Origin of the sequence: Dyadobacter sp. BE31, assembly GCF_031457695.1 — a bacterium.
Taxonomy (GTDB): Bacteria; Bacteroidota; Bacteroidia; order Cytophagales; family Spirosomataceae; genus Dyadobacter.
Map to the genome: position 1 here is coordinate 1,011,328 of NZ_JAVDXA010000001.1, position 18,803 is coordinate 1,030,130.

The window sequence follows — 18,803 nt, forward strand, 5'->3', positions numbered from 1 at the left end:
TCTCATGAACAATTCCAAAATGAAACAGCTATTCATGCTTTCAGCGCTCGCCGCATTCCTGATCACCGGTTGCAGCGACGACAAGTCCGACCCAACGCCCGTGGACCCAAAGCCGACCGAGCAATCGGTATCCGGCGAAGTTTCCGGCACCTGGACCAAAGGCAATACCTATAAAGTAACCGGCCACCTCCAGATCCCCGACGGCAAATCACTCACCATTGAAGAAGGCGTAACTGTATTGTTCAGCGACTCGGTGATCAAGCCGGAAGTGGTGGTAAAAGGGAACCTGTACAGCCTCGGTACTGCCGCGGCTCCGGTGAAATTCACCGTACCTGATGCCTGGAAAACGACGGGCAACCAATTTGGTAACCTTTGGGGCGGGCTTATTGCCGGTCCTAATTCGGCTGAATTCGTATTGAGCAACACCATCATTGAATATGGCGGCGCGGTGACGACGGACGAATCACCCTCCGTCAAAGCGAAATTGTATAAAGCCATTGCCGGTGAGCACGTACCTGTTATTTACTATCCCAATATCAATGGCAAGCTGGTGGTCGTAAACAGCACCATCCGCAATTTCAATGAGGACGGCTTTTACATCGAAGGCGGAAAGGTGATCATTGCCAACAATACCTTCAACACGACCGGCGTATCAGGCGGCGATGCGATCAACATCAAGTCGGGTGTGCAGGCTGATGTGGCATTCAACGTGGTTTACAGCCCTAACACCAATGCATTGAAGCTTTCTAACAGCGGCGACCGCTCTCCACAGGCTTACATCGTAGGTTATAACAACACGATCATCAATGCCGGTTGGAGAAGGCCTACCACCAAAGGCGGTTCTATCTGGCTCGAAAAAGGTGTTCGTGCGGATCTTTACAATAACCTGCTGGCCAACGACCGCTTCGGTATCAAGAAAGAGAATGTCGATAAATCGGTAGACGACCGTTCGGTGATCAGCAACACATTGTATTATGGGGCTACCGAAGAAGGCGTAAAGCAGTTCCAGCCATCGGTAGAGATCCTGAAAGGTGCTAATGACCTCGTATCTGCCAAAGTGGGTGATAACGATCCAAAATTTGTAAACTACCCATTGACGACCGACAGCAAAAACGCCGCATTCAATACTGCATGGGACTTCCATTTGCAGGCCGGTTCACCAGCGTTGGGCAAAGGTAAAACTACCTTTACCCGCCTGTATGCCGAGGGGATCGTGATCAACGGCGTGACCTACAAATCGCCTGCACCCGCCGACTACATCGGTGCGTTTGGTACTAAATAACTTCTCCTTCATTCTGCTCCCGGCCCGCACTCCCGGCCGGGAGCTTTTTATTCCAACACCAGTGAAAGCATTCATTCTCCCGGCCGTTGGGCTGGCTGCATCGCTTGTGGCCTGCCAGTCCGGCAACAACACGCCCATTCATTCCGCCAAAGCCGATACGGTGAGCGCGGTCATCCAGCCGGTTTTCATCACCGACACCGTAGCCCACGATACCGACGATCCGGCGATCTGGATCAACCCGGCCGATCCTTCCCGAAGCCTCATTATCGGCACCGACAAAGACCAGGACGGCGGGTTGTATGTATTCGACCTGCAAGGCAAATTACAGCGTGATAAAACCGTGACCGGCCTGAAACGCCCGGATAATGTAGACATCGAATACGGCCTCATGCTCGCTGGCAAGCCGGTGGATATCGCCGTTACCACCGAACGTTTTACGCACAAGCTGCGCATTTACAGCGTACCCGACATGAAGCCGTTCGACAACGGCGGGATAGAAGTATTTATGGGAGAAACCGGCGAGAATGTCAGGGATTTGATGGGCATAGCACTTTACAAGGACAAAAGCGGCAAAATATACGCGATCGTGGGCCGCAAATCGGGACCTACCGACGGCACTTACCTCTGGCAATACCTGCTGGAAGACAACGGCAAAGGTCAGGTAAAAGCATCGCTGGTCCGCAAGTTCGGCCAATACAGCGGGTTGAAGGAAATCGAAGCCATCGCCGTCGACGATCAGCTGGGCTATGTTTACTATTCCGATGAAGGCAAAGGCGTCCGCAAATACTACGCTGATCCTGAAAAAGGAAATGAGGAACTGGCCTTGTTTGCCACCAATGGCTTCACCGAAGACCACGAAGGTATTTCCATTTACCAGCTCACCGACAGTACCGGCTATATCCTCGTGTCGGATCAGGGTGCCAACAGTTTCCAGATCTTTCCAAGGGAAGGCACATCCGGCAAACCGCATAACCACCCGCTTTTAAGGAAAGTCACCGTCAAAGCAAGCCACAGCGATGGCTCCGATATCGTTTCGATCCCCCTCAATGCCCGGTTCCCCAATGGCCTTTTCGTAGCCATGAGCGATGATAAGACATTTCACCTTTACCGCTGGGAAGATATTGCGGGGAAGCACTTGAAGTCCATCCGGTAAAACTGGAATCCGTTATGACGCGAAAAAGCCGCCGGAAAGTCCCCGGCGGCTTTTTGATTACTATCTACTATTAAACTGAGTTTAATGATTAACCTGTTCTGCTAATATCCTTTGTTCTGATTCAGATTCGTGTTATTACGCACTTCGGCCGTCGGGATCGGGAAAAGCAATTCGCGCTCCGTCAAAGTTGGGCCGTAAGAGAATTTGTGCCCAACGTAGTTCTCAAACTTCTTGGTGGTGACATTGAAAGCCTTCCGCAAACGTGCCATATCAAACCAGGTAATATTTTCGAAACACAGCTCATGCCAGCGCTCTTTCCATACAGCTTCCCGGAATGCATCCTTGGTAAGACCGGCCAACGCGGGCAGCTCCGCACGCGTACGGATCGCATTCACAGCCTCGTAAGCTTTGGCCGATGGCCCTCCTACTTCGTTGGCCGCTTCGGCGTACATCAAAAGCACATCGGCGTATCGGATCACCGGCCAGTTCAAATCGCTGTTGGCGCTACTGGTTTGGGCCACGTTATCGAAGTGTTTGTAAATAAAGTAGCCGCCCAGATCGACCACCTTGTTACGGTCGCTTTCATTGGTAAACTTGGTGAAAAAGAATTGCTTCTCTTTGGCGCGCAGGTCATTGGCTTCGTAGGACTTCACAAAATCACCCGTTGCGTAAATACCGCCCGTTTCATCGGAATAGGCCGAGATATTTTTGTTATAAGGGATAATGGAAACCTGCCAGTTGGAAGCGATCAACCCGGTTTTATACTGGATCATGAAGATGTTTTCTTCAACATTCTTCTTGGCCGGGTTATGCAGGTCGTCGTAGGTAGAAAACAATTTGAATGCTTTCGAATCGATTACCTCCTCCGCTTTCTTGGCAGCGAGCTCATAATATGCTGCACCTTTTTGCAATGGATAACCAGCCATTGTCAAATAAACTTTGGCCAGCAGCGATTTCACCGCTCCGAGCGTCACTTTACCGCTGTTTTCGGTCATAGGCAGTCCCGACGCTTCCGCTGTTTTCAAATCCTCCACGATCTGGGTATACACGGCTTCGGGGGTTGCTGCATTAGGACGCAGCTGGTCCGATTGCAGGTTCACCGGCGCCGTAATCAGCGGAATATTACCGAACATCTGAACCAGTTGAAAATAGTAGAATGCGCGAAGAAAATATGCCTCGCCAAGCACTCTTTTCATTTCGGCGGCATCCATGGTAATGCCCGGAATCCTCGCAATCGAAAGGTTAGCTCCGGCAATCCCTTTGTAATACTGGGTCCAGTAGGTCTGCCCATAGCTATTGTCGGAGGTATTGCGCAAATCCTTGATAAAGTAGCTGTTCACAGCCTGACCAAGGTCGGTACCAGCCAATCCGGTCGCAAACTCGGGCATCATCCAGGTTCCTCCACCAAAACCGCTCACCATTGGTTCGCGCAATGGCGTATAGATCGCATTTACGGAACTGCGCGCGTGCGCCGGCTGCGTGAAATAGTTTTCTTCCGTGAAGTTACTGGGATCGGACTCGTCCAGAAAGTCGGAGCAGCTGGTCGCTCCAAATAAGCTCAATAATGCGAGCAAGCCGATTTTCTTTGATATGATAGTCATTGTGCTTTGCGTCTTTAATGTTATAAACCGATGTTCAGGCCGAGCATAAATACTCTTGGCTTTGGATAGTCATACAAACCAAAACCCTGGTCGAATGGCGATCCGGAGTTGGATACCTCGGGATCATAACCCTTGTATTTGGTAGCTACAAAGAAGTTCTGAACGGATGCATAAGCTCTCAGACGTTCCAGTTTCATTTTCGAAGCAATGTGCGACGGGAACACGTAAGCGAGCAACAGGTTGCGGCCGCGGATGAAAGATGCGTCGGTTACCTTGTGGCTGTCATTGTTGGTCGTGTAATAAGCGTTGATCGGACGTACCTGCGCGATCGGCGTGTTCTGATTGGTTTCCGTCCACGCATTCAACACGGTTTTGTAGCTGTTTGCGATCCCCTGGCGGTCCTCAGCGGAGTGAATACTGCGGTCGAGTACGTCGTTACCGTACATATATTGCAAATCCACCGTCAATGACCACTGTTTGTAGCTGAACGTGTTCAGGAATGTTCCGAAACCATCAGGAATACCTTTACCGATGATCGTACGGTCATTATCGTTGATCGCGCCATCGTTGTTCAGGTCGGCATATTTCACGTCACCCGGCAGCATATTGTACTTCTTGGCCTGCTCAGCCTCCGCAGTCGACCAGGTGCCCTGATGTACGCGTCCAAAGAACGAGCCTACCGGTTCTCCCACGCGGATCACCGTGGCGCCGGAAAAGATATCGCTACCGCCCGAGAGTGCCAGTACTTTGTTTTTGTTTATAGAGATATTGAATGTCGTGCTCCACGAGAAATCACCCGCTTTAATATTGGTTGAGTTAATCGCGAATTCAACCCCTTTGTTCTCCATGCTGCCAACGTTGGTGAAAATGCTGGTGTAGCCACTGCTTGATGGTAGTGGTGCATCCAACAACATCTTGTTCACCTTTCTGCGATACAGGTCGAGCTCAAAATTGATGCGGTTCTGGAACAAGCCCAACTCTACCCCGAAATCCACCTGTTGTGTTTTTTCCCATTGCAGGTTCGAGTTCGACATCCGGCCTACACCGATACCGATGTTACGCGTGCCTCCGAAGATAACGTCCGAGCTTGCCATCCCGGCCAATGCACGATAGGCGGGAATTTCAGAGTTACCGGTAGCACCGTAGCTTGTACGAAGTTTCAGGTTGGAAATCGTGTTGGAGTTTTTCAGGAATTCCTCCTCGTTCACACGCCACGCCAATGCCGCCGACGGGAAGAATGCGTAACGGTTGGCCTCCCCGAATTTAGACGAACCATCCATACGGCCGGTGAACGTCACCAGGTACTTGTTCATCAGACTGTAATTGATCCTGGCGAAATAAGAGTTGAGCCCGTAAGCCTCCGCTTTCGAGGTCGGAGCTACTGCAATAGCACCGGCGCTCAGGTTGTTGTATTGAAAATAAGTGTCCGTAAAATTCTGGGCGCGTGCCTGAGCCTCGAACCGGTCGACGTGCTGCCACGACAAACCAACCATTGCATTGATCGAATGGATTTTGCCGAAGTCTTTGAAGTAGGTCAAATAATTTTCAAACTGCCAGGAATTGTACCGGTTGTTGGTCACCCAGGCCTCACCGTTGCTGGTAATGTACTGCAAGCCCGCCGCAGCGAAATAGTCGTTGCGCTGGTTGATCACGTTAGCACCCACGGTAGAGCGCAGTTCCAAACCATCGGCCAGGCGGATATTGGCATACATATTACCCAGCATCGTTTGCGTTTTCAGGTAATAGAGACGCTCATTTACCACCCTCAATGGGCTATCTCCACCTTCCATGCCCGGATAATCGCGGTTAGAAGCCCATTTGCCGTCGGGGTATTTCACGGGAATGATCGGCAATGCTTCCAGCACCTGGCGCATCGCGGTGATACCGCCGCCGCCCAACTGGTCGATCTGCTTTTCGTTTTGATCGGTATAACCCAGCGTACCGCCTACTTTCAGCCAGCTTTTAATTTGTGAATCAAATACCAACCTACCCGAGAAGCGTTTCTGCCACGATTCCTTGATGATACCATCCTCGTTGCGGTAGTTCAGGAAAGCCCCGAAGCTGCCTTTTTCGTTACCACCGGTAAGACCTAGCTGGTGGTTCTGCGTAAATGCCTTTTGGAACGCTTCTTTCTGCCAGTCGGTGTCGTATAATGGATTGCCGTTCGAATCGAAAAGTAGCGGATTAGTCCGTTTCAGCTTGGGATCGGTGTATTTGGTACCGGTAGCCCAGCCCACAGGATCATATTTCGCCGCATTGGCATAAAGGGTTTCCTCTACTTGCAAGAATTCCTTCGAGTTCAACACAGGCAACTTACGCGGAGCTACGCCAATGCTGAAATCGGTGTCGTAGGTAACTTTTCCACCTCCCGATGTACCGCGTTTGGTAGTAACGAGGATCACCCCGTTGGCACCCCGCGCACCATAAATCGCCGTCGAAGAAGCATCTTTCAACACCTCGATGGAAGCAATGTCGTTCGGGTTAAGATAATCAATCGGCGTACTACCATTTTGCAGGTCTACCGCATTCAGGATCACACCATCGATCACGTAAAGAGGGTTGTTGGAAACACTGATAGAGCTGGCTCCACGAATACGTATGTTAGCGCGACCACCCGGACGACCGGAGTTAGACGACACGTTTACCCCGGTAATACGGCCCGAAAGTCCCTGGTTCAATGAAGAAGCCGGACGCTCCTGCAAAACCTCCGCTTTGAGCGTGCCCACAGCACCGGTAAGGTCGGATTTCTTGACAGTACCATATCCTACCACAACTACTTCTTCCAAAGCATTCTCATCCGGCGCCATGTTTACTGTCAGCGCCGACTGGTTTCCCACTGTCACCTCCTGTGATTTGTAGCCTACAAAGCTGAAAACAAGCACTGGCTGGCCGCCCTCCGGAATATCCAGGCTGAAATCGCCCGCAGCGCCCGTGGAAGTCCCGCGCTGGGTGCCTTTCAGCACAACGCTTACACCCGGGAGAGACGCTCCTTTTTCATCCGAAACCGTTCCTTTCACGGTCCTATCAACGGCTGCCTGGGTTACCTGTGCCGGTGCGGTCAGGTTTTCCTGCGTCATCTGCCCCTCCGGCAGTGCCATCGCCTCGTCCTTGCTTTCCCTCACCGGCATCGCTTCCTTTGCCTTGCCTTCGGTTATAACAAATGTGTTCTTTCTGGTCTTTTTATATTTCAAACCATTCTGCCGCAGCAGTATATCCAGGTTTTTTTCTATGGGCTGGTTGAAATCCAGGTTGCTGGAAGCTACGTTCACTGAGCCTACCAGTCGGTCTTCGAAAATGATTTCTACTCCGTAATGTCTCTGAAGGTCGAGCAAAACATTTTTAAGCTTCATTTCCTGACCGAGCGAAGTATGTTGCTTGGCCGGCATCGACGCAAAGGCAATGACCTGTGAATGCACGATCCGGGACGACTGCGTCATCAACACAATCCCGATCGCCACCCATTGCTTGGCTGATAGCGTTAGATTCATAATCAAGTGGTTTGGAATAATTAATTGTTCGTTAAAAGGATGCTTGCGCCGTTCTGCTCGACCCGGAGATCAAGTACTTCCGAAATCGTTTTCAAAAGTTCTTCCGCGTTTTTGGTCTTGAAATTGCCGGTTATCGAGCGTTGGGCGATGTTGGAATCGGAGAGGCTTACTTTCTGTCCAAAATTCTCCTCGATCATCGCTAGTATTTCTTTTACGGGCGTCCCATTGAATACATAGCGCTGCTCGGTCCAGGGAGCGAATGTTTTGACGTCCTGCTTTCTTTCGAGCTGCACCGCCCCTTCCTGATCCAGAAAAGCAAGATCGCCAGGCTCCATCATGACTTCCCTGCGGTGGTTGTCCTGTGAATAATCGATGCGCACGCTGCCGGATTTTAATGCCACTTTGGTACCCCTTGGCCGGGCAAATACAGAGAATGTGGTACCGAGCACTTCCACCTGAAACTTCTCGGATGTTTTCACCACAAAGCGCTTATGATCAATCGTATGGCTTACCGAAAACTCGGCCTCGCCTTCCAGTGCCACTTCACGTACATCTCCCCAGAAACCCAGCCTCGGCACTTTCAGTTTGGAGTTCGAATTCAATGCTACGCGGCTTCCGTCTTCGAGGTACACGTCGGTAGTCTGCCCATATGCTGTCTGGTACGATTTGTATTGCAGCGGCTCGCGAAACCACCAGCCGCAGCTCACGAGTAACGTTACCGACGCGGCCGCCATCCAGAACCGGTTGCTCCGCCTGGCAAACCAGGAAGGGGCCCCACCTTCCTCCTCCCCTTCCTCCTTCTTCCATGCTCCCTCCTCTTCCATCGTCGAATTCAGTCGGAGCAGGAGATTTTCGAGGGCAATATCCTGGTTGGGAACAAACTGCGGCGACTGGGTTTCGTATTCCAGCAACCACCGGTGAAATGTCTCTGCGTTCTCTTTCCGCACGATCCATTCTTCTACGAGTTGCCTTTCGAGCGGATTAGCGCGCCCGCTCAGGTACTCGAAAAGCGTATATTTAGATATAGTTCTTTCCATTTTCTGTTCGGTTTACAACGTTGACGGGGCCCCTCCGGATGGGCCTTCCGGGCCAGCTTCTCAGGCCGGATTTCAGAGGATACTTAAAATGGTCAGGCATAGCGAGATCATCCATTCGCCGTGAAGGGCAGAGCGCAGATGTTTCAATGCCTTGGAGATGTGCACTTCAACGGTTTTGGGAGAGATATGCAGCTCGTCAGCTATCTCATGGTATTTTTTGTTCTCGAAACGACTCAGCAAAAACACCTTCTGGCATTGCATAGGCAGCCGGGCGATCACCTCGTTCACTTTGAGGAACAGGTTATTATAGTGGATTTCAGCATCAGGCTGCTGATGGTACGTGGAGATCGAATGCTCCTCGTTCATTTCGAGAGTGTCGGTTTTGCCAAACTCTCTACGCATATACGTATAGCATTCGTTGCGTACGGAGCGGAACAGATAGCTGGTGTACGATGTCGTGATGTTCTCGTAGGCCTTCGTGCGGTAAAACTGAAAGAACACCTCGCTCACCAGGTCTTCGGCGATCTGTTTGGAATACACAAACCGCACCGCATGGCTGCAAAGCGGGTTATAATACCTTTTAAACAGGAGTTCCAGACCCTTTCCCGGATTTTGCTCAAAAGCCGATCTCAGGAAAGTAGCAGAATCAATCTCACTTACGGGGGCCTTGCCTTCGTGTGCAGGAGACACAAATGGCCCAGGGCGCTTCGTTTCCGGGTTAAGCAAAGGATCGTGCATCGGGTATCTGTTCGTATGTAATAATTAAAAGACTTTCTTGCACTTAAAATCCCTTACCCTTGATTTAAAAAAATTAAAACTTTTTTTAATCATATCTTAACCCAAACTGACCAGATATTAAAAAAGCCGCTATCCTTGCGAATAGCGGCCTTTATTAAAAACTAGTTATTTCGGGTTACAAATTCTTCGCCTTCATCTGTTTTACGGCATAGTCCACTGCGCGGGCAGAGAGTGCCATATAAGTAAGCGAAGGATTTTGCGTCGCGGTCGAAGTCATGCAGGCTCCGTCGGTCACGAATACGTTTTTGCAGTGGTGCAGCTGGTTCCACTTGTTCAGCAGCGACGTTTTAGGATCTTTACCCATCCTTACACCGCCCATTTCGTGAATATCGTTACCCGGGTTACGGTGATTGTCATGCGTTTTCACATTGGTGAAGCCCGCTTTGGTAAACATTTCGCTCACCTGCTCCATATAATCCTTGATCATCTTCTCGTCGTTATCATCGTAATCGACCGAGATTCTCAGTTTCGGCATGCCAAACGGGTCTTTTTCAACCTTGTCGAGTGCCGCGTAATTGCTCTCCTTCGGGATTGTTTCGCCCATCATGTGAGAGCCCACACTCCAATTGCCGTATTTCGTTTCGTGCAAGCCGGCTTTCAGCGATTCGCCCAGGCCGTTGCGGTCGTTATAGGTATTGCGGTTGGCACCGAAGCCGGCCGCATATCCTCTCAAAAAGTCGGTTTCCTGCTTGTAAACATTACGGAAACGTGGGATATAACCACTATTGGGGCGTTTTCCGTCGGTAGTCGAGTCGAGGAAACCTTCGTACTCTCCTGAAACCGTTGCCCGGTAGTTGTGAAATGCGACGTACTTACCCAGCAAGCCGTTGTCATTGCCCAATCCGTTCGGGAAACGGCTGGATACCGAATTCAGCAATACCAGGTTGGAGTTCAGCGCAGCCGCATTCAGGAAGATGATGTTGGCATAAAACTCGATCATTTGCTTCGTGTTCGCGTCGATCACGCGCACGCCTGAGGCTTTCTGCGTTTTGTCGTCATAGATAATCGAATGCACCACCGAATGCGGGCGGAGCGTCATATTGCCTGTTTTCGCTGCCCAGGGAATGGTGGATGCATTGCTGCTGAAATATCCTCCGAACGGGCACCCACGCTCGCACATCACGCGATGCTGGCATTTGGCGCGCCCCTGGTCGAGGTGAATCTGCTGCGGATCGGTGATATGTGCCGCGCGACCGATGATAATGTGGCGGTCCTTATATTGTTTGGAAACTTGTTCCTTGAAATACTTTTCCACGCAGTTCAGGTCGTGCGGGGGCAGGAACTCGCCATCGGGCAGTGCGTCGATGCCGTCCTTGTTGCCGGTAATGCCTGCGAATTTCTCTACATGGCTGTACCACGGCGCCAGGTCGTCGTAGCCGATCGGCCATTCCACGGCGAATTGATCACGTGCCGGGCCTTCGAAATCATACTTGCTCCAACGCTGCGTCTGCCGTGCCCATAGCAACGACTTTCCGCCCACCTGATAGCCCCTCAGCCAATCGAAAGGTTTTTCCTGAATGTAGGGATGCTCATTGTCCTTCGCGAAAAAGTGCATCGACGATTCCTTAAAGTTGTAGCAACGTGCCGCGATCGGGTTAGCGTCGGCGATTTCCTTGGTTAGCCGCTCGCGGTGTTCAAACTCCCACGGCATCATGTTCGTCGTAGGATAATCTTTAATATGCTGCACATCGCGCCCACGTTCGAGCACGAGCGTCTTCAAGCCTTTTTCGGTCAGCTCCTTCGCCGACCAGCCGCCGCTGATCCCCGAGCCAATCACAATGGCATCGTAGGTGCGGGCTTTTTTACTATCAATATTAAAATTTGCCATAGTTCGGTTTGAGAAAATTGGGAAGAAGGGGAGGAAAGGGAAGAAGGGGAGGATGGAGGAAGGGAGAAAAAACAATCAATGACCTCATGACTCAATGACTTAAATTCTAGTCCCTTTCTTCCCTTTCCTCCTTCCTCCCTTTCCTCCTTTATCCTTTTTTAACAGGTACACACCCATGGTAACGGGCGGGGATCATTTCGTAATGGGTAATGTTGGTCATCACAAATTCGGAGGTCATGTAGCCCTGGATCGTGAGGTTTTTGACCATGCTGAAAAAGCCCTTCTGTGCCGCGTCGCTGCCCTTTTCGATATCCGACAGGATTTGCAGGCGCTGCTCCTTGCTGGCATCTACAAACGACTTCCCGAAACGCTGAATGCTTTGCTCATCGATATTCGAAACGCCGCTTGCCAGGCTCGCCTGCGCTTTGGAATCGTAACAATCCTTCACCATTTTCTGTACAAAATCCCCTACTCCCAGCTCTCCCGCTCCCGGTGTATCGGTTTTAGGGATAATGGTTTCGACGATCATCGTAAGGTTTTTGGATTGGTCTGCCGAAAGCAACCCGCTCTTCGCCACCGCACTCTTGTTCCAACCGGATGCCCAGGAAGGCAAACCCGCCATGGCGCCCATGGCCACCGCCATGCTTTTAAGCGCTACGCGTCTCTCCATTTTCGTTTCTATTTTGTTTGAACGTCGTTACTTGTATTGTTACTTTTTGTCAGGAATTGTCATTTGTTGTCATTCATTGTCAGGAAGTTGTCATTCATTGTCAGGGATTGTCATTTGTTGTCACGAGTTGTCTTTTATTGAAATTATAGCATTCTTCTCTCTCTCTCTCTCTCTCTTTCTGACTGACTATTCCTGACCACACCTGACCATTTCCTGACTACCACCGTCATTCCTCGAGAAAGTCGAGATCGCGACCATGTGTTTCGGGAATGGTGAGAATGCAGAAGATACCTATTGCAAAACAGATCAGCCCCACGAGCGCACCAGCCTGAATGACCGTGAAAGAATCTTTAAAAATAGCAAATAATGTAGTCATTCCCACCACGGTGCCGCGTACCATGTTGGGGACGGTAGTGGCCGCCGTAGCCCGCAGGTTGGTACCGAATTGCTCTGCCCCGATAGTCACGAACATGGCCCAGTAACCGATCCCGAAGCCCAGCAAAGTGGCGATTGTATAGAAAAGAGAGGCCGATTTAATACCTGCAAAAAGATAAACCAGGCTGAATACCAATGTAAATAGCATGAGGTAGAAGACCGCTTTCTTGCGCGATTCGAGCCAGTGGCTGATGAACCCGCTGCAAAGGTCGCCTACCGAAAGACCAACATAGCACCACATAATAGAAAGGCCCGGCTTGATAGGCTCTGCAATGCCCAATGCCTTGCCGAATTCGTTGCTGAATGTAGCCAGGATACCAATCACAAACCATGTAGGAAGCCCGATACCAATGCACCTGAGATATCGCCCGAGCCTGTCTTTATTGGTAAACAATGCAAAGAAGTTGCCCTTCTCGATATGCTCTTTTTCTTTCAGATCCTTGAAAATACCCGATTCAAAAACGCCTATCCGAAGCAGAAGCAGTGAAATACCCAGCCCGCCGCCGATGAAATAGGCATAGCGCCAGTCGAAAAACTCGACCGTGAAATAGGCCACCACAGCACCGAGCAAACCAATGCCGGCCACCAGCGAAGTACCGATCGCACGCAGGTGCTTGGGAAGGATTTCGGAAACCAATGTGATTCCCGCACCCAGCTCGCCCGCAAGGCCGATGCCCGCAATAAAACGGAGCCCTTTGTAAACCGTCACATCCTGCACGAATCCGCAGGCAATGTTGGCAAGGGAGTAAGTGATAATGGAGCCGAACAGTACGGAAAGGCGCCCTTTCTTGTCTCCGAGCACACCCCACAATATCCCGCCGATGAGCAGCCCAGTCATTTGCCAGTTCAGAATACTGGCGCCGGTGACGGAAATATCTGCTTCGGAAAGGCCTAATGCAGCCAGACTAGGCAGGCGCACGATCCCGAAAAGGAGCAAATCATAAATATCTACGAAGTAACCAAGGGCAGCGACAATTACGGGAGCACTGAAAAGGTAGGAAGCGTCTGAGCGCGTTGCTGGGACGGATGACATTTGATTTTGTATGGGTTTCATCGGAATAACTTGCAATATTATGCAAATAGCCGGACATAAGCCCGGCTATTCGTTGGTAAATTAATAAAATTTAAAGAGAAAGTTTTGTTTTGAAATATCCGCACCCGCTGCAAGTTTCATATCAGGCAAGTGCTTACAGTTCAAGTTTCTGCTTGTCTTTCAAAAGCTGCTCCTTCAATTTGGCATAATCGATGTCCTGAACGGCCACTTTACCGTCGATCGCCTGCACCGCAGCCGTAGCCGCGCTCTGGCCGAGGATCATGAACACCGGCTCCATACGGATGGACCCGTAAGCGATATGCGATGCCGACACACACACCGGCACCAGCAGGTTTTCGCATTCGGCTTTCTTGGGAACAATGGAGCCATAGGAAATGCTGTAAGGCGTTTTGGGGTGCACGCCGATATCGCCCTCGTTCTGCACGAAACCATCCTCCTTCACATAGCGCTGCGCATTATGCGCATCGAGCGAGTACGAGCCCATGCCTACGGATTGTTCCACCGCCTTTTTGCCCAGCGTCTCATTTTCGGTCATCACGCTTTTCCCCAGCATTCTGCGCGCTTCGCGGACGTAAATCTGGTGCGGCCAGCCGCCATTGTCCTTGAATTCGTCTTTCGGTAAACCCCATTCACTCATCTTCGCGCGCACATCTGCCGGTACCGCGGGGTCATTGGTCAGAAAGTACATCAGGCCTTTTTGATACAACTCATGCTCCTTGATGATCTCCTTGCGGCGCTCGTAAGAAGCATCGGGATAGTCGTAGTTTTGGCCAATGAAGTCCGTGCTGAACGGGCCGTGGTTGTTCGTATCCGTTTTACGGTTGGGAATGGGGTCGTACTTGTCGAAAGTTTCGGTCCAGCCAGCTTTGTACACGCGGGAGAGGAGTTCATATTTGCCCGGATCATACCCTTCCGGCTTCGCGAACGGAATGCGGTTGTCGGGGTGCGACGAGAGGCACATGCGGAAGCAATAGGCCTGGATCTTGTGATCGCCTTCCCCGTTCTTCCCGATCTTTTCACCCGTAACATATGGCAGCAGGCCGCTTTTGGGATCACCTTCGACCTTGTAGGGGCTGATATTCTTCGCGAAATAATGCCTGTGCTGGAAAACGCCTGCCTGGATACCGTTCCATTCTTCATTATAAACGCTGTTGGCCTCACGGCCTACGTGGTATTTTACACCGGCAGCCGCCATCAGGTCACCTTCGTAGGTAGCGTCGATGAACATCTTGCCTTTGAATGTCTTGCCGCTGAGCGTTTTCAGAGAGGTAATCCGGCCTTTGCTTTTCTGCACACCATTTTTGCTACGGTCCAGCCATTCGTCGCGGTAGATTTTGATATTGTTTTCTTTCACAAAATCCTCAAAAACCTGCTCAGCTACATGCGGTTCGAAGATCCACATCGTGCGCTCGGCGCCGTCCATAGCTACCGTGCCCTGGCCTTTGTTGCCATATTCTTCTTTTTTTTGCCAATGCCAGCCACCGGGCGTATCATAATGCTGGTAAACACGGTGGTAAAACTCACGCGCAAGGCCGCCGATCACCGATTTGTTGCCGGTATCGGTGAAACCCAGCCCACCGGATGAAAGTCCGCCCAAATGCTTGTCGGGCGAGACTACAAGTACCGTTTTCCCCGATTTGATCACCTGCACCGCCGCAGTAACCGCCGCGCAGGTACCGCCGTAAACGATTACATCGGCTTCATACGACTGTGCTGAAACAGCCCGCGGCATAACCTGAGAAATGAGGATTGCGACTAGTAAGAGTATTTTTCTCATTAAAATGTCTGATTTGGGATTGATTAATCGTCATTGGGACCATCGACCATGGACCGCCGACGGCAGAATGTTTCATTTTTAATCTGACCGCCGACCGCCGACGGCCGAACCTTTCTCGATGATCTTTAGTCGGTGGTCTATGGTCGGCGGTCAGCCCCCTTCACCGTTCACCCGTCGGTACGAATAGCACCGCATCGGCGGCCACCGCTCCTGATGCCCCTTCCGCCGAAATGTTCACCGAGGACGCATTGCCTTTCGGCAGATTGAACTTGCCTACGTGGTACCATTCACCGGAAGTCTGACCTTCCACTACAATGTCTTTTTCAAGCACTGAAATGTTTTTGGTTTCACTTCCCGCCTGCACCGAAAGTTTTATTTCCGAAGCCGGCTTAGCCACTTTGGGGAAATAAACGTAGATCTGGTAATTACCGGGAGCCGCGATTTCAGGTGTGAAAGTGACATTGCCACCATTCTGACCGCTTTCTGAAGCCAGAAACGACGGGCCGTACCCACCTTTTTTGACCGGCTGCCAGTTTCCTTTAACCGAGACACTGCTATCCTCATTATCGACCAGTATTTCGGGTGTTTTGCCGTTTACCAGCGGGTCGGTTTTGAGCTTTGCCTGCAATTTGGCGATGTCGATCTGCTGCACGCTTTTCTTCGAATCGATAGCCATCACCGCGGCGACGGCCGAAGATTGGGCGAGTACCATAAACACCGGCTCCATACGGATAGAACCATAGGCAATGTGCGTGGCAGAGAGGCACACCGGCACCAGCAAATTGGTACATTCCTTTTCTTTCGGCACCAGCGACCGGTAGGCGATCGGGTAAGGGCCCGAGGCGCTTACCTCCACATTACCCTCATTTTTCGCCATGCCATTCACCACAATGCGCTGAATATTGTGCGAATCCATCTGATAAGCCGCCATACCTACGCCGTCTTTCACCACTTCTTTTAACTCGCAATGCGCCTGGGTCATCACGTAGCTGCCCACCATTCTCCTGGCCTCGCGGATGTACAGCTGCGGCGACCAGTTGCCGGTTTCTACGTATTCATCTTTGGGATATCCCCACTTCAACATCGACTCGCGTAGTTCCGCAGGCACACGGGGATCGTGGCCGAAGAAGTAGAGCAATCCCTTGGTGTACGTTTCGTGCGCCTTAATAATCTCCTCCCTCTTTTTGTAATCGGCGTCGGGGTAATCATGGTTCATGCCGATCATATCCGTCGAAAAGCCGTTGCGGTTGTTAATGTCCGTCTTGTTGTTCGGCATTTTACTCCAGATGAAGTAATCGTTCAGCGTTTTGCGTTGCGGCTGTTTGGCGATGAGCCGGGCGAGCAGTTCATAGCGAACGGGATCATAGCCCGCCGGCTGGGTAATAGGCACCATATTAGCCGGGTCGGATGTGAGGCAGATGCGGTAATTATAGGCCTGCACTTTCTTGTCGCCGGTGCCATTAGGTTCCAATTTCGCCGGAGATACGCCCCAAACCAAGCCGCTTTCGGGTTTTCCTTCGATCTTGTAGGGATCAATACCATCGGGAAGCTGGTGGCCGTGCATGAGCTGAACGCCATCGATGGTTTCGTTGTACTGGCTGTTGTCCTCCCTGCCGACTGTGTAGGAAACGCCCGCTTTCGCCATGAGGTCACCTTCGTAGGTGCAATCGATGTACATTTTGGCAGAAATAACCTGGTTGGATTGGGCACCGGGTTTGAGGCTGTTTTCCAAAACAATGGACTGAATACCCGTCCCGGATTTACGGGCGCTTACGATCCGGCTTTGGTACATTACCTTAATACCCGCTTCGTCCAGGTATTGCTGCAAGGTTTTCTTAGCTATACTCGGCTCGAAAGTCCACTGCTCGAATTTACCATAGTGCTTGCCAATGCGACGGTAAAAGTCCCTGGAAAGCCCGGTAATAGCATATTTGTTGCCAATATCGGTGTAGCCGAGGCCACCGGAAGTCATGCCGCCCAAATGCCCGCCCGGCTCGATGAGTACGACGGACTTGCCCATTTTTTTGACCGTGTATGCCGCAATTACCCCGGCCGCCGTTGCACCGTAAATGCAGACATCCGCCTGCACAGGAGCGACGGCTTTCGGTTCCATATGGAACCGAAAGCCGGACAACAGGAACGCAAACAGACAAGCGAACTGTGCTACTGCTATCTTTTTTCTCATTGTATTTGAAATGATTAAAAATGCTTAATAACCCGGATTCTGGTCTTTGGCGGTAATGGCCTTGTTATACAAAATCTCGGAATTCGGGATCGGCCACAGCATGTGCTTTTCGGCGACGACAATGTTTTTCACTTCTAAAATGCGCTGTTTGGCTATTCCTAACCGTTTCAGGTCGTTCCAGCGCTTGCCCTCGTACATGGTTTCATAACCCCGCTCCTGTACCACTTTGTCGATGTAGGTTTGTAATGTGGCAAAATCGGCGAGTTTAAAATCGACCGTCGAAGCCGCTTCGGCCGGCTTGCCGTAAGCGCGGCGATGCACTTTGTTGAGGCTTTCGAGGCCGTCGGCGGTAGGCTTGCCATTTGCACGGGCATCGGCTTCCGCATGGAAAAGGAGCAGGTCGGCGTAGCGGTACCAGGGGTAGTCGTTGCCTGCGCCGCCGGTTGCGAGCGGGTCGCGGTACTTACGGTACAAGAGGGACGTGGAACCCAAGCCTATATCGACATTATAAAACATGTGATTCTTGCGCAAATCCTTGAAATCCCAGTTTTTAATTACCGAATTGGACACCGAATCGGTATACTGCGCGTACACGCCACCCGGGCCATAGTAATTGTACTGGCCAATCTTGCGGTGCGCATAACTCACCAACCCGAAGCCTTGCTGACGCGAATATTTGAAATAGAAAATCTCCTCGCTCGTATTCACTACTTCGGGACCATATATTTTCTGGAAATCCTCCGAAACACTCACCGCCACCAATGAATACTTCTTCGAATCGATCACCTCCTTTGCTTTCGCACGCGAATCTTCCCATTTTTCGAGGTAGAGATACACCTCCGACAGCATGGTTTTCGCAGCCCATTTGGTAGGGCGTCCGATTTCCGAAGGGTTGTCGGGAAGCCCGGCTTCGGCCGCCAATGCATCAGCGACAATGAGCTTGTAAACATCCTCCACACTCGACCGCGGAATGTCGGCTACCGTCATGTTCTCTTCCGTGCGCAGGGGTACACCTGCCCAGTTACGCACGAGCGCGAAGTAGATCAGCGCACGCATGTATTTGGCCTCCGCTACAAACGAAGCCTTTTCCGCATCCGTCATGCTCGTTCCCTTCGGCACATTCGCGATAACCAGGTTCGCATTTCGGATAGATTGGTAAAAGTTGTCCCAAATCGTCGCTACGCGGTTAATGTTCGTATTATCAAGCCCCTGGTACAAGCTCACGGGCGTCTGCGTACCTCTTGAATTACCATAATCCGCAAGACCTTCCAGCTGTGCAGGATAGTTGGTCGAAAGTGCCGGATCGGTACGCATTGGACCGTAGATCGCATTCACAGCGGCTTTGGCTTCCGCTGCGGTATTATAAAAATTTTCGGAGGCCAGCGACTTGGGTTTCTCTTCCAGAATATCGGAACAACCCATGCAAACCGCCGCGAAAAACAAACTTGTGAATATCTTTTTCATAATGATGATTTCTCTTTAACCGGTGATTAAA

12 protein-coding genes are annotated in these 18,803 nt (G+C 51.1%); 2 read left to right on the forward strand and 10 right to left on the reverse strand.

Translation table 11 applies throughout. The annotated features are described in order from the left end of the window. Positions 1–4 precede the first annotated feature (4 nt). Together J2Y43_RS04250 and J2Y43_RS04255 are read left to right on the forward strand one after the other, a co-directional pair. Positions 5–1,282 carry a right-handed parallel beta-helix repeat-containing protein gene (locus J2Y43_RS04250; RefSeq protein WP_309981105.1) on the forward strand — a complete coding sequence of 426 codons (1,278 nt, stop codon included), beginning with the start codon at positions 5–7 and terminating at the stop codon, positions 1,280–1,282. 61 nt (positions 1,283–1,343) lie between these two features. Next, complete coding sequence (locus J2Y43_RS04255; RefSeq protein ID WP_309981104.1) at positions 1,344–2,435, forward strand: phytase; 1,092 nt, start codon at positions 1,344–1,346, stop codon at positions 2,433–2,435. Between the two features lie 101 nt (positions 2,436–2,536). Here the strand turns inward: J2Y43_RS04255 and J2Y43_RS04260 are convergent, their stop codons facing one another. From J2Y43_RS04260 to J2Y43_RS04305, 10 genes are all read right to left on the reverse strand, one after another. Beyond that, positions 2,537–4,036, reverse strand: coding sequence for a RagB/SusD family nutrient uptake outer membrane protein (locus J2Y43_RS04260; protein WP_309981103.1), 1,500 nt, complete (start codon positions 4,034–4,036; stop codon positions 2,537–2,539). Between the two features lie 20 nt (positions 4,037–4,056). Beyond that, the gene (locus J2Y43_RS04265; protein WP_309981102.1) at positions 4,057–7,524 is read right to left on the reverse strand and encodes a SusC/RagA family TonB-linked outer membrane protein; all 3,468 of its coding nucleotides are present in this window, start codon (positions 7,522–7,524) and stop codon (positions 4,057–4,059) included. Between the two features lie 20 nt (positions 7,525–7,544). Next, the gene (locus J2Y43_RS04270) at positions 7,545–8,561 is read right to left on the reverse strand and encodes a FecR domain-containing protein (protein WP_309981101.1); all 1,017 of its coding nucleotides are present in this window, start codon (positions 8,559–8,561) and stop codon (positions 7,545–7,547) included. Positions 8,562–8,633: 72 nt separating this feature from the next. Then, positions 8,634–9,299: an RNA polymerase sigma-70 factor gene (locus J2Y43_RS04275; protein WP_309981100.1), complete on the reverse strand. Its 666-nt coding sequence runs from the start codon at positions 9,297–9,299 to the stop codon at positions 8,634–8,636. A 175-nt stretch (positions 9,300–9,474) separates the two neighbouring features. Further along, positions 9,475–11,187, reverse strand: a complete 1,713-nt coding sequence (locus J2Y43_RS04280; RefSeq protein ID WP_309981099.1) for a GMC family oxidoreductase — start codon at positions 11,185–11,187, stop codon at positions 9,475–9,477. 148 nt (positions 11,188–11,335) lie between these two features. Then, complete coding sequence (locus J2Y43_RS04285) at positions 11,336–11,857, reverse strand: gluconate 2-dehydrogenase subunit 3 family protein (protein WP_309981098.1); 522 nt, start codon at positions 11,855–11,857, stop codon at positions 11,336–11,338. Between the two features lie 226 nt (positions 11,858–12,083). Continuing rightward, on the reverse strand, positions 12,084–13,325 hold the full coding sequence (locus tag J2Y43_RS04290; RefSeq protein WP_309981097.1) for an MFS transporter: 1,242 nt from the start codon (positions 13,323–13,325) through the stop codon (positions 12,084–12,086). Between the two features lie 154 nt (positions 13,326–13,479). After that, positions 13,480–15,123 (reverse strand): FAD-dependent oxidoreductase, encoded by a 1,644-nt coding sequence (locus tag J2Y43_RS04295; protein WP_309981096.1) that lies wholly within the window; start codon positions 15,121–15,123, stop codon positions 13,480–13,482. Between the two features lie 160 nt (positions 15,124–15,283). After that, the gene (locus J2Y43_RS04300; protein WP_309981095.1) at positions 15,284–17,308 is read right to left on the reverse strand and encodes an FAD-dependent oxidoreductase; all 2,025 of its coding nucleotides are present in this window, start codon (positions 17,306–17,308) and stop codon (positions 15,284–15,286) included. A gap of 24 nt (positions 17,309–17,332) precedes the next feature. Further along, the gene (locus J2Y43_RS04305) at positions 17,333–18,772 is read right to left on the reverse strand and encodes a RagB/SusD family nutrient uptake outer membrane protein (RefSeq protein WP_309981094.1); all 1,440 of its coding nucleotides are present in this window, start codon (positions 18,770–18,772) and stop codon (positions 17,333–17,335) included. Between the last annotated feature and the right edge of the window lie 31 nt (positions 18,773–18,803).

What these genes read in the sequence shown, in the direction of transcription:
- J2Y43_RS04285 (WP_309981098.1), bottom strand. Translation starts at nt 11,857, where the DNA reads ATGGAGAGACGCGTAGCGCTTAAAAGCATGGCGGTGGCCATGGGCGCC.
- J2Y43_RS04265 (WP_309981102.1), bottom strand. Translation starts at nt 7,524, where the DNA reads ATGAATCTAACGCTATCAGCCAAGCAATGGGTGGCGATCGGGATTGTG.
- J2Y43_RS04270 (WP_309981101.1), bottom strand. Translation starts at nt 8,561, where the DNA reads ATGGAAAGAACTATATCTAAATATACGCTTTTCGAGTACCTGAGCGGG.
- J2Y43_RS04260 (WP_309981103.1), bottom strand. Translation starts at nt 4,036, where the DNA reads ATGACTATCATATCAAAGAAAATCGGCTTGCTCGCATTATTGAGCTTA.
- J2Y43_RS04295 (WP_309981096.1), bottom strand. Translation starts at nt 15,123, where the DNA reads ATGAGAAAAATACTCTTACTAGTCGCAATCCTCATTTCTCAGGTTATG.
- J2Y43_RS04250 (WP_309981105.1), top strand. Translation starts at nt 5, where the DNA reads ATGAACAATTCCAAAATGAAACAGCTATTCATGCTTTCAGCGCTCGCC.
- J2Y43_RS04275 (WP_309981100.1), bottom strand. Translation starts at nt 9,299, where the DNA reads ATGCACGATCCTTTGCTTAACCCGGAAACGAAGCGCCCTGGGCCATTT.
- J2Y43_RS04305 (WP_309981094.1), bottom strand. Translation starts at nt 18,772, where the DNA reads ATGAAAAAGATATTCACAAGTTTGTTTTTCGCGGCGGTTTGCATGGGT.
- J2Y43_RS04290 (WP_309981097.1), bottom strand. Translation starts at nt 13,325, where the DNA reads ATGTCATCCGTCCCAGCAACGCGCTCAGACGCTTCCTACCTTTTCAGT.
- J2Y43_RS04280 (WP_309981099.1), bottom strand. Translation starts at nt 11,187, where the DNA reads ATGGCAAATTTTAATATTGATAGTAAAAAAGCCCGCACCTACGATGCC.
- J2Y43_RS04300 (WP_309981095.1), bottom strand. Translation starts at nt 17,308, where the DNA reads ATGAGAAAAAAGATAGCAGTAGCACAGTTCGCTTGTCTGTTTGCGTTC.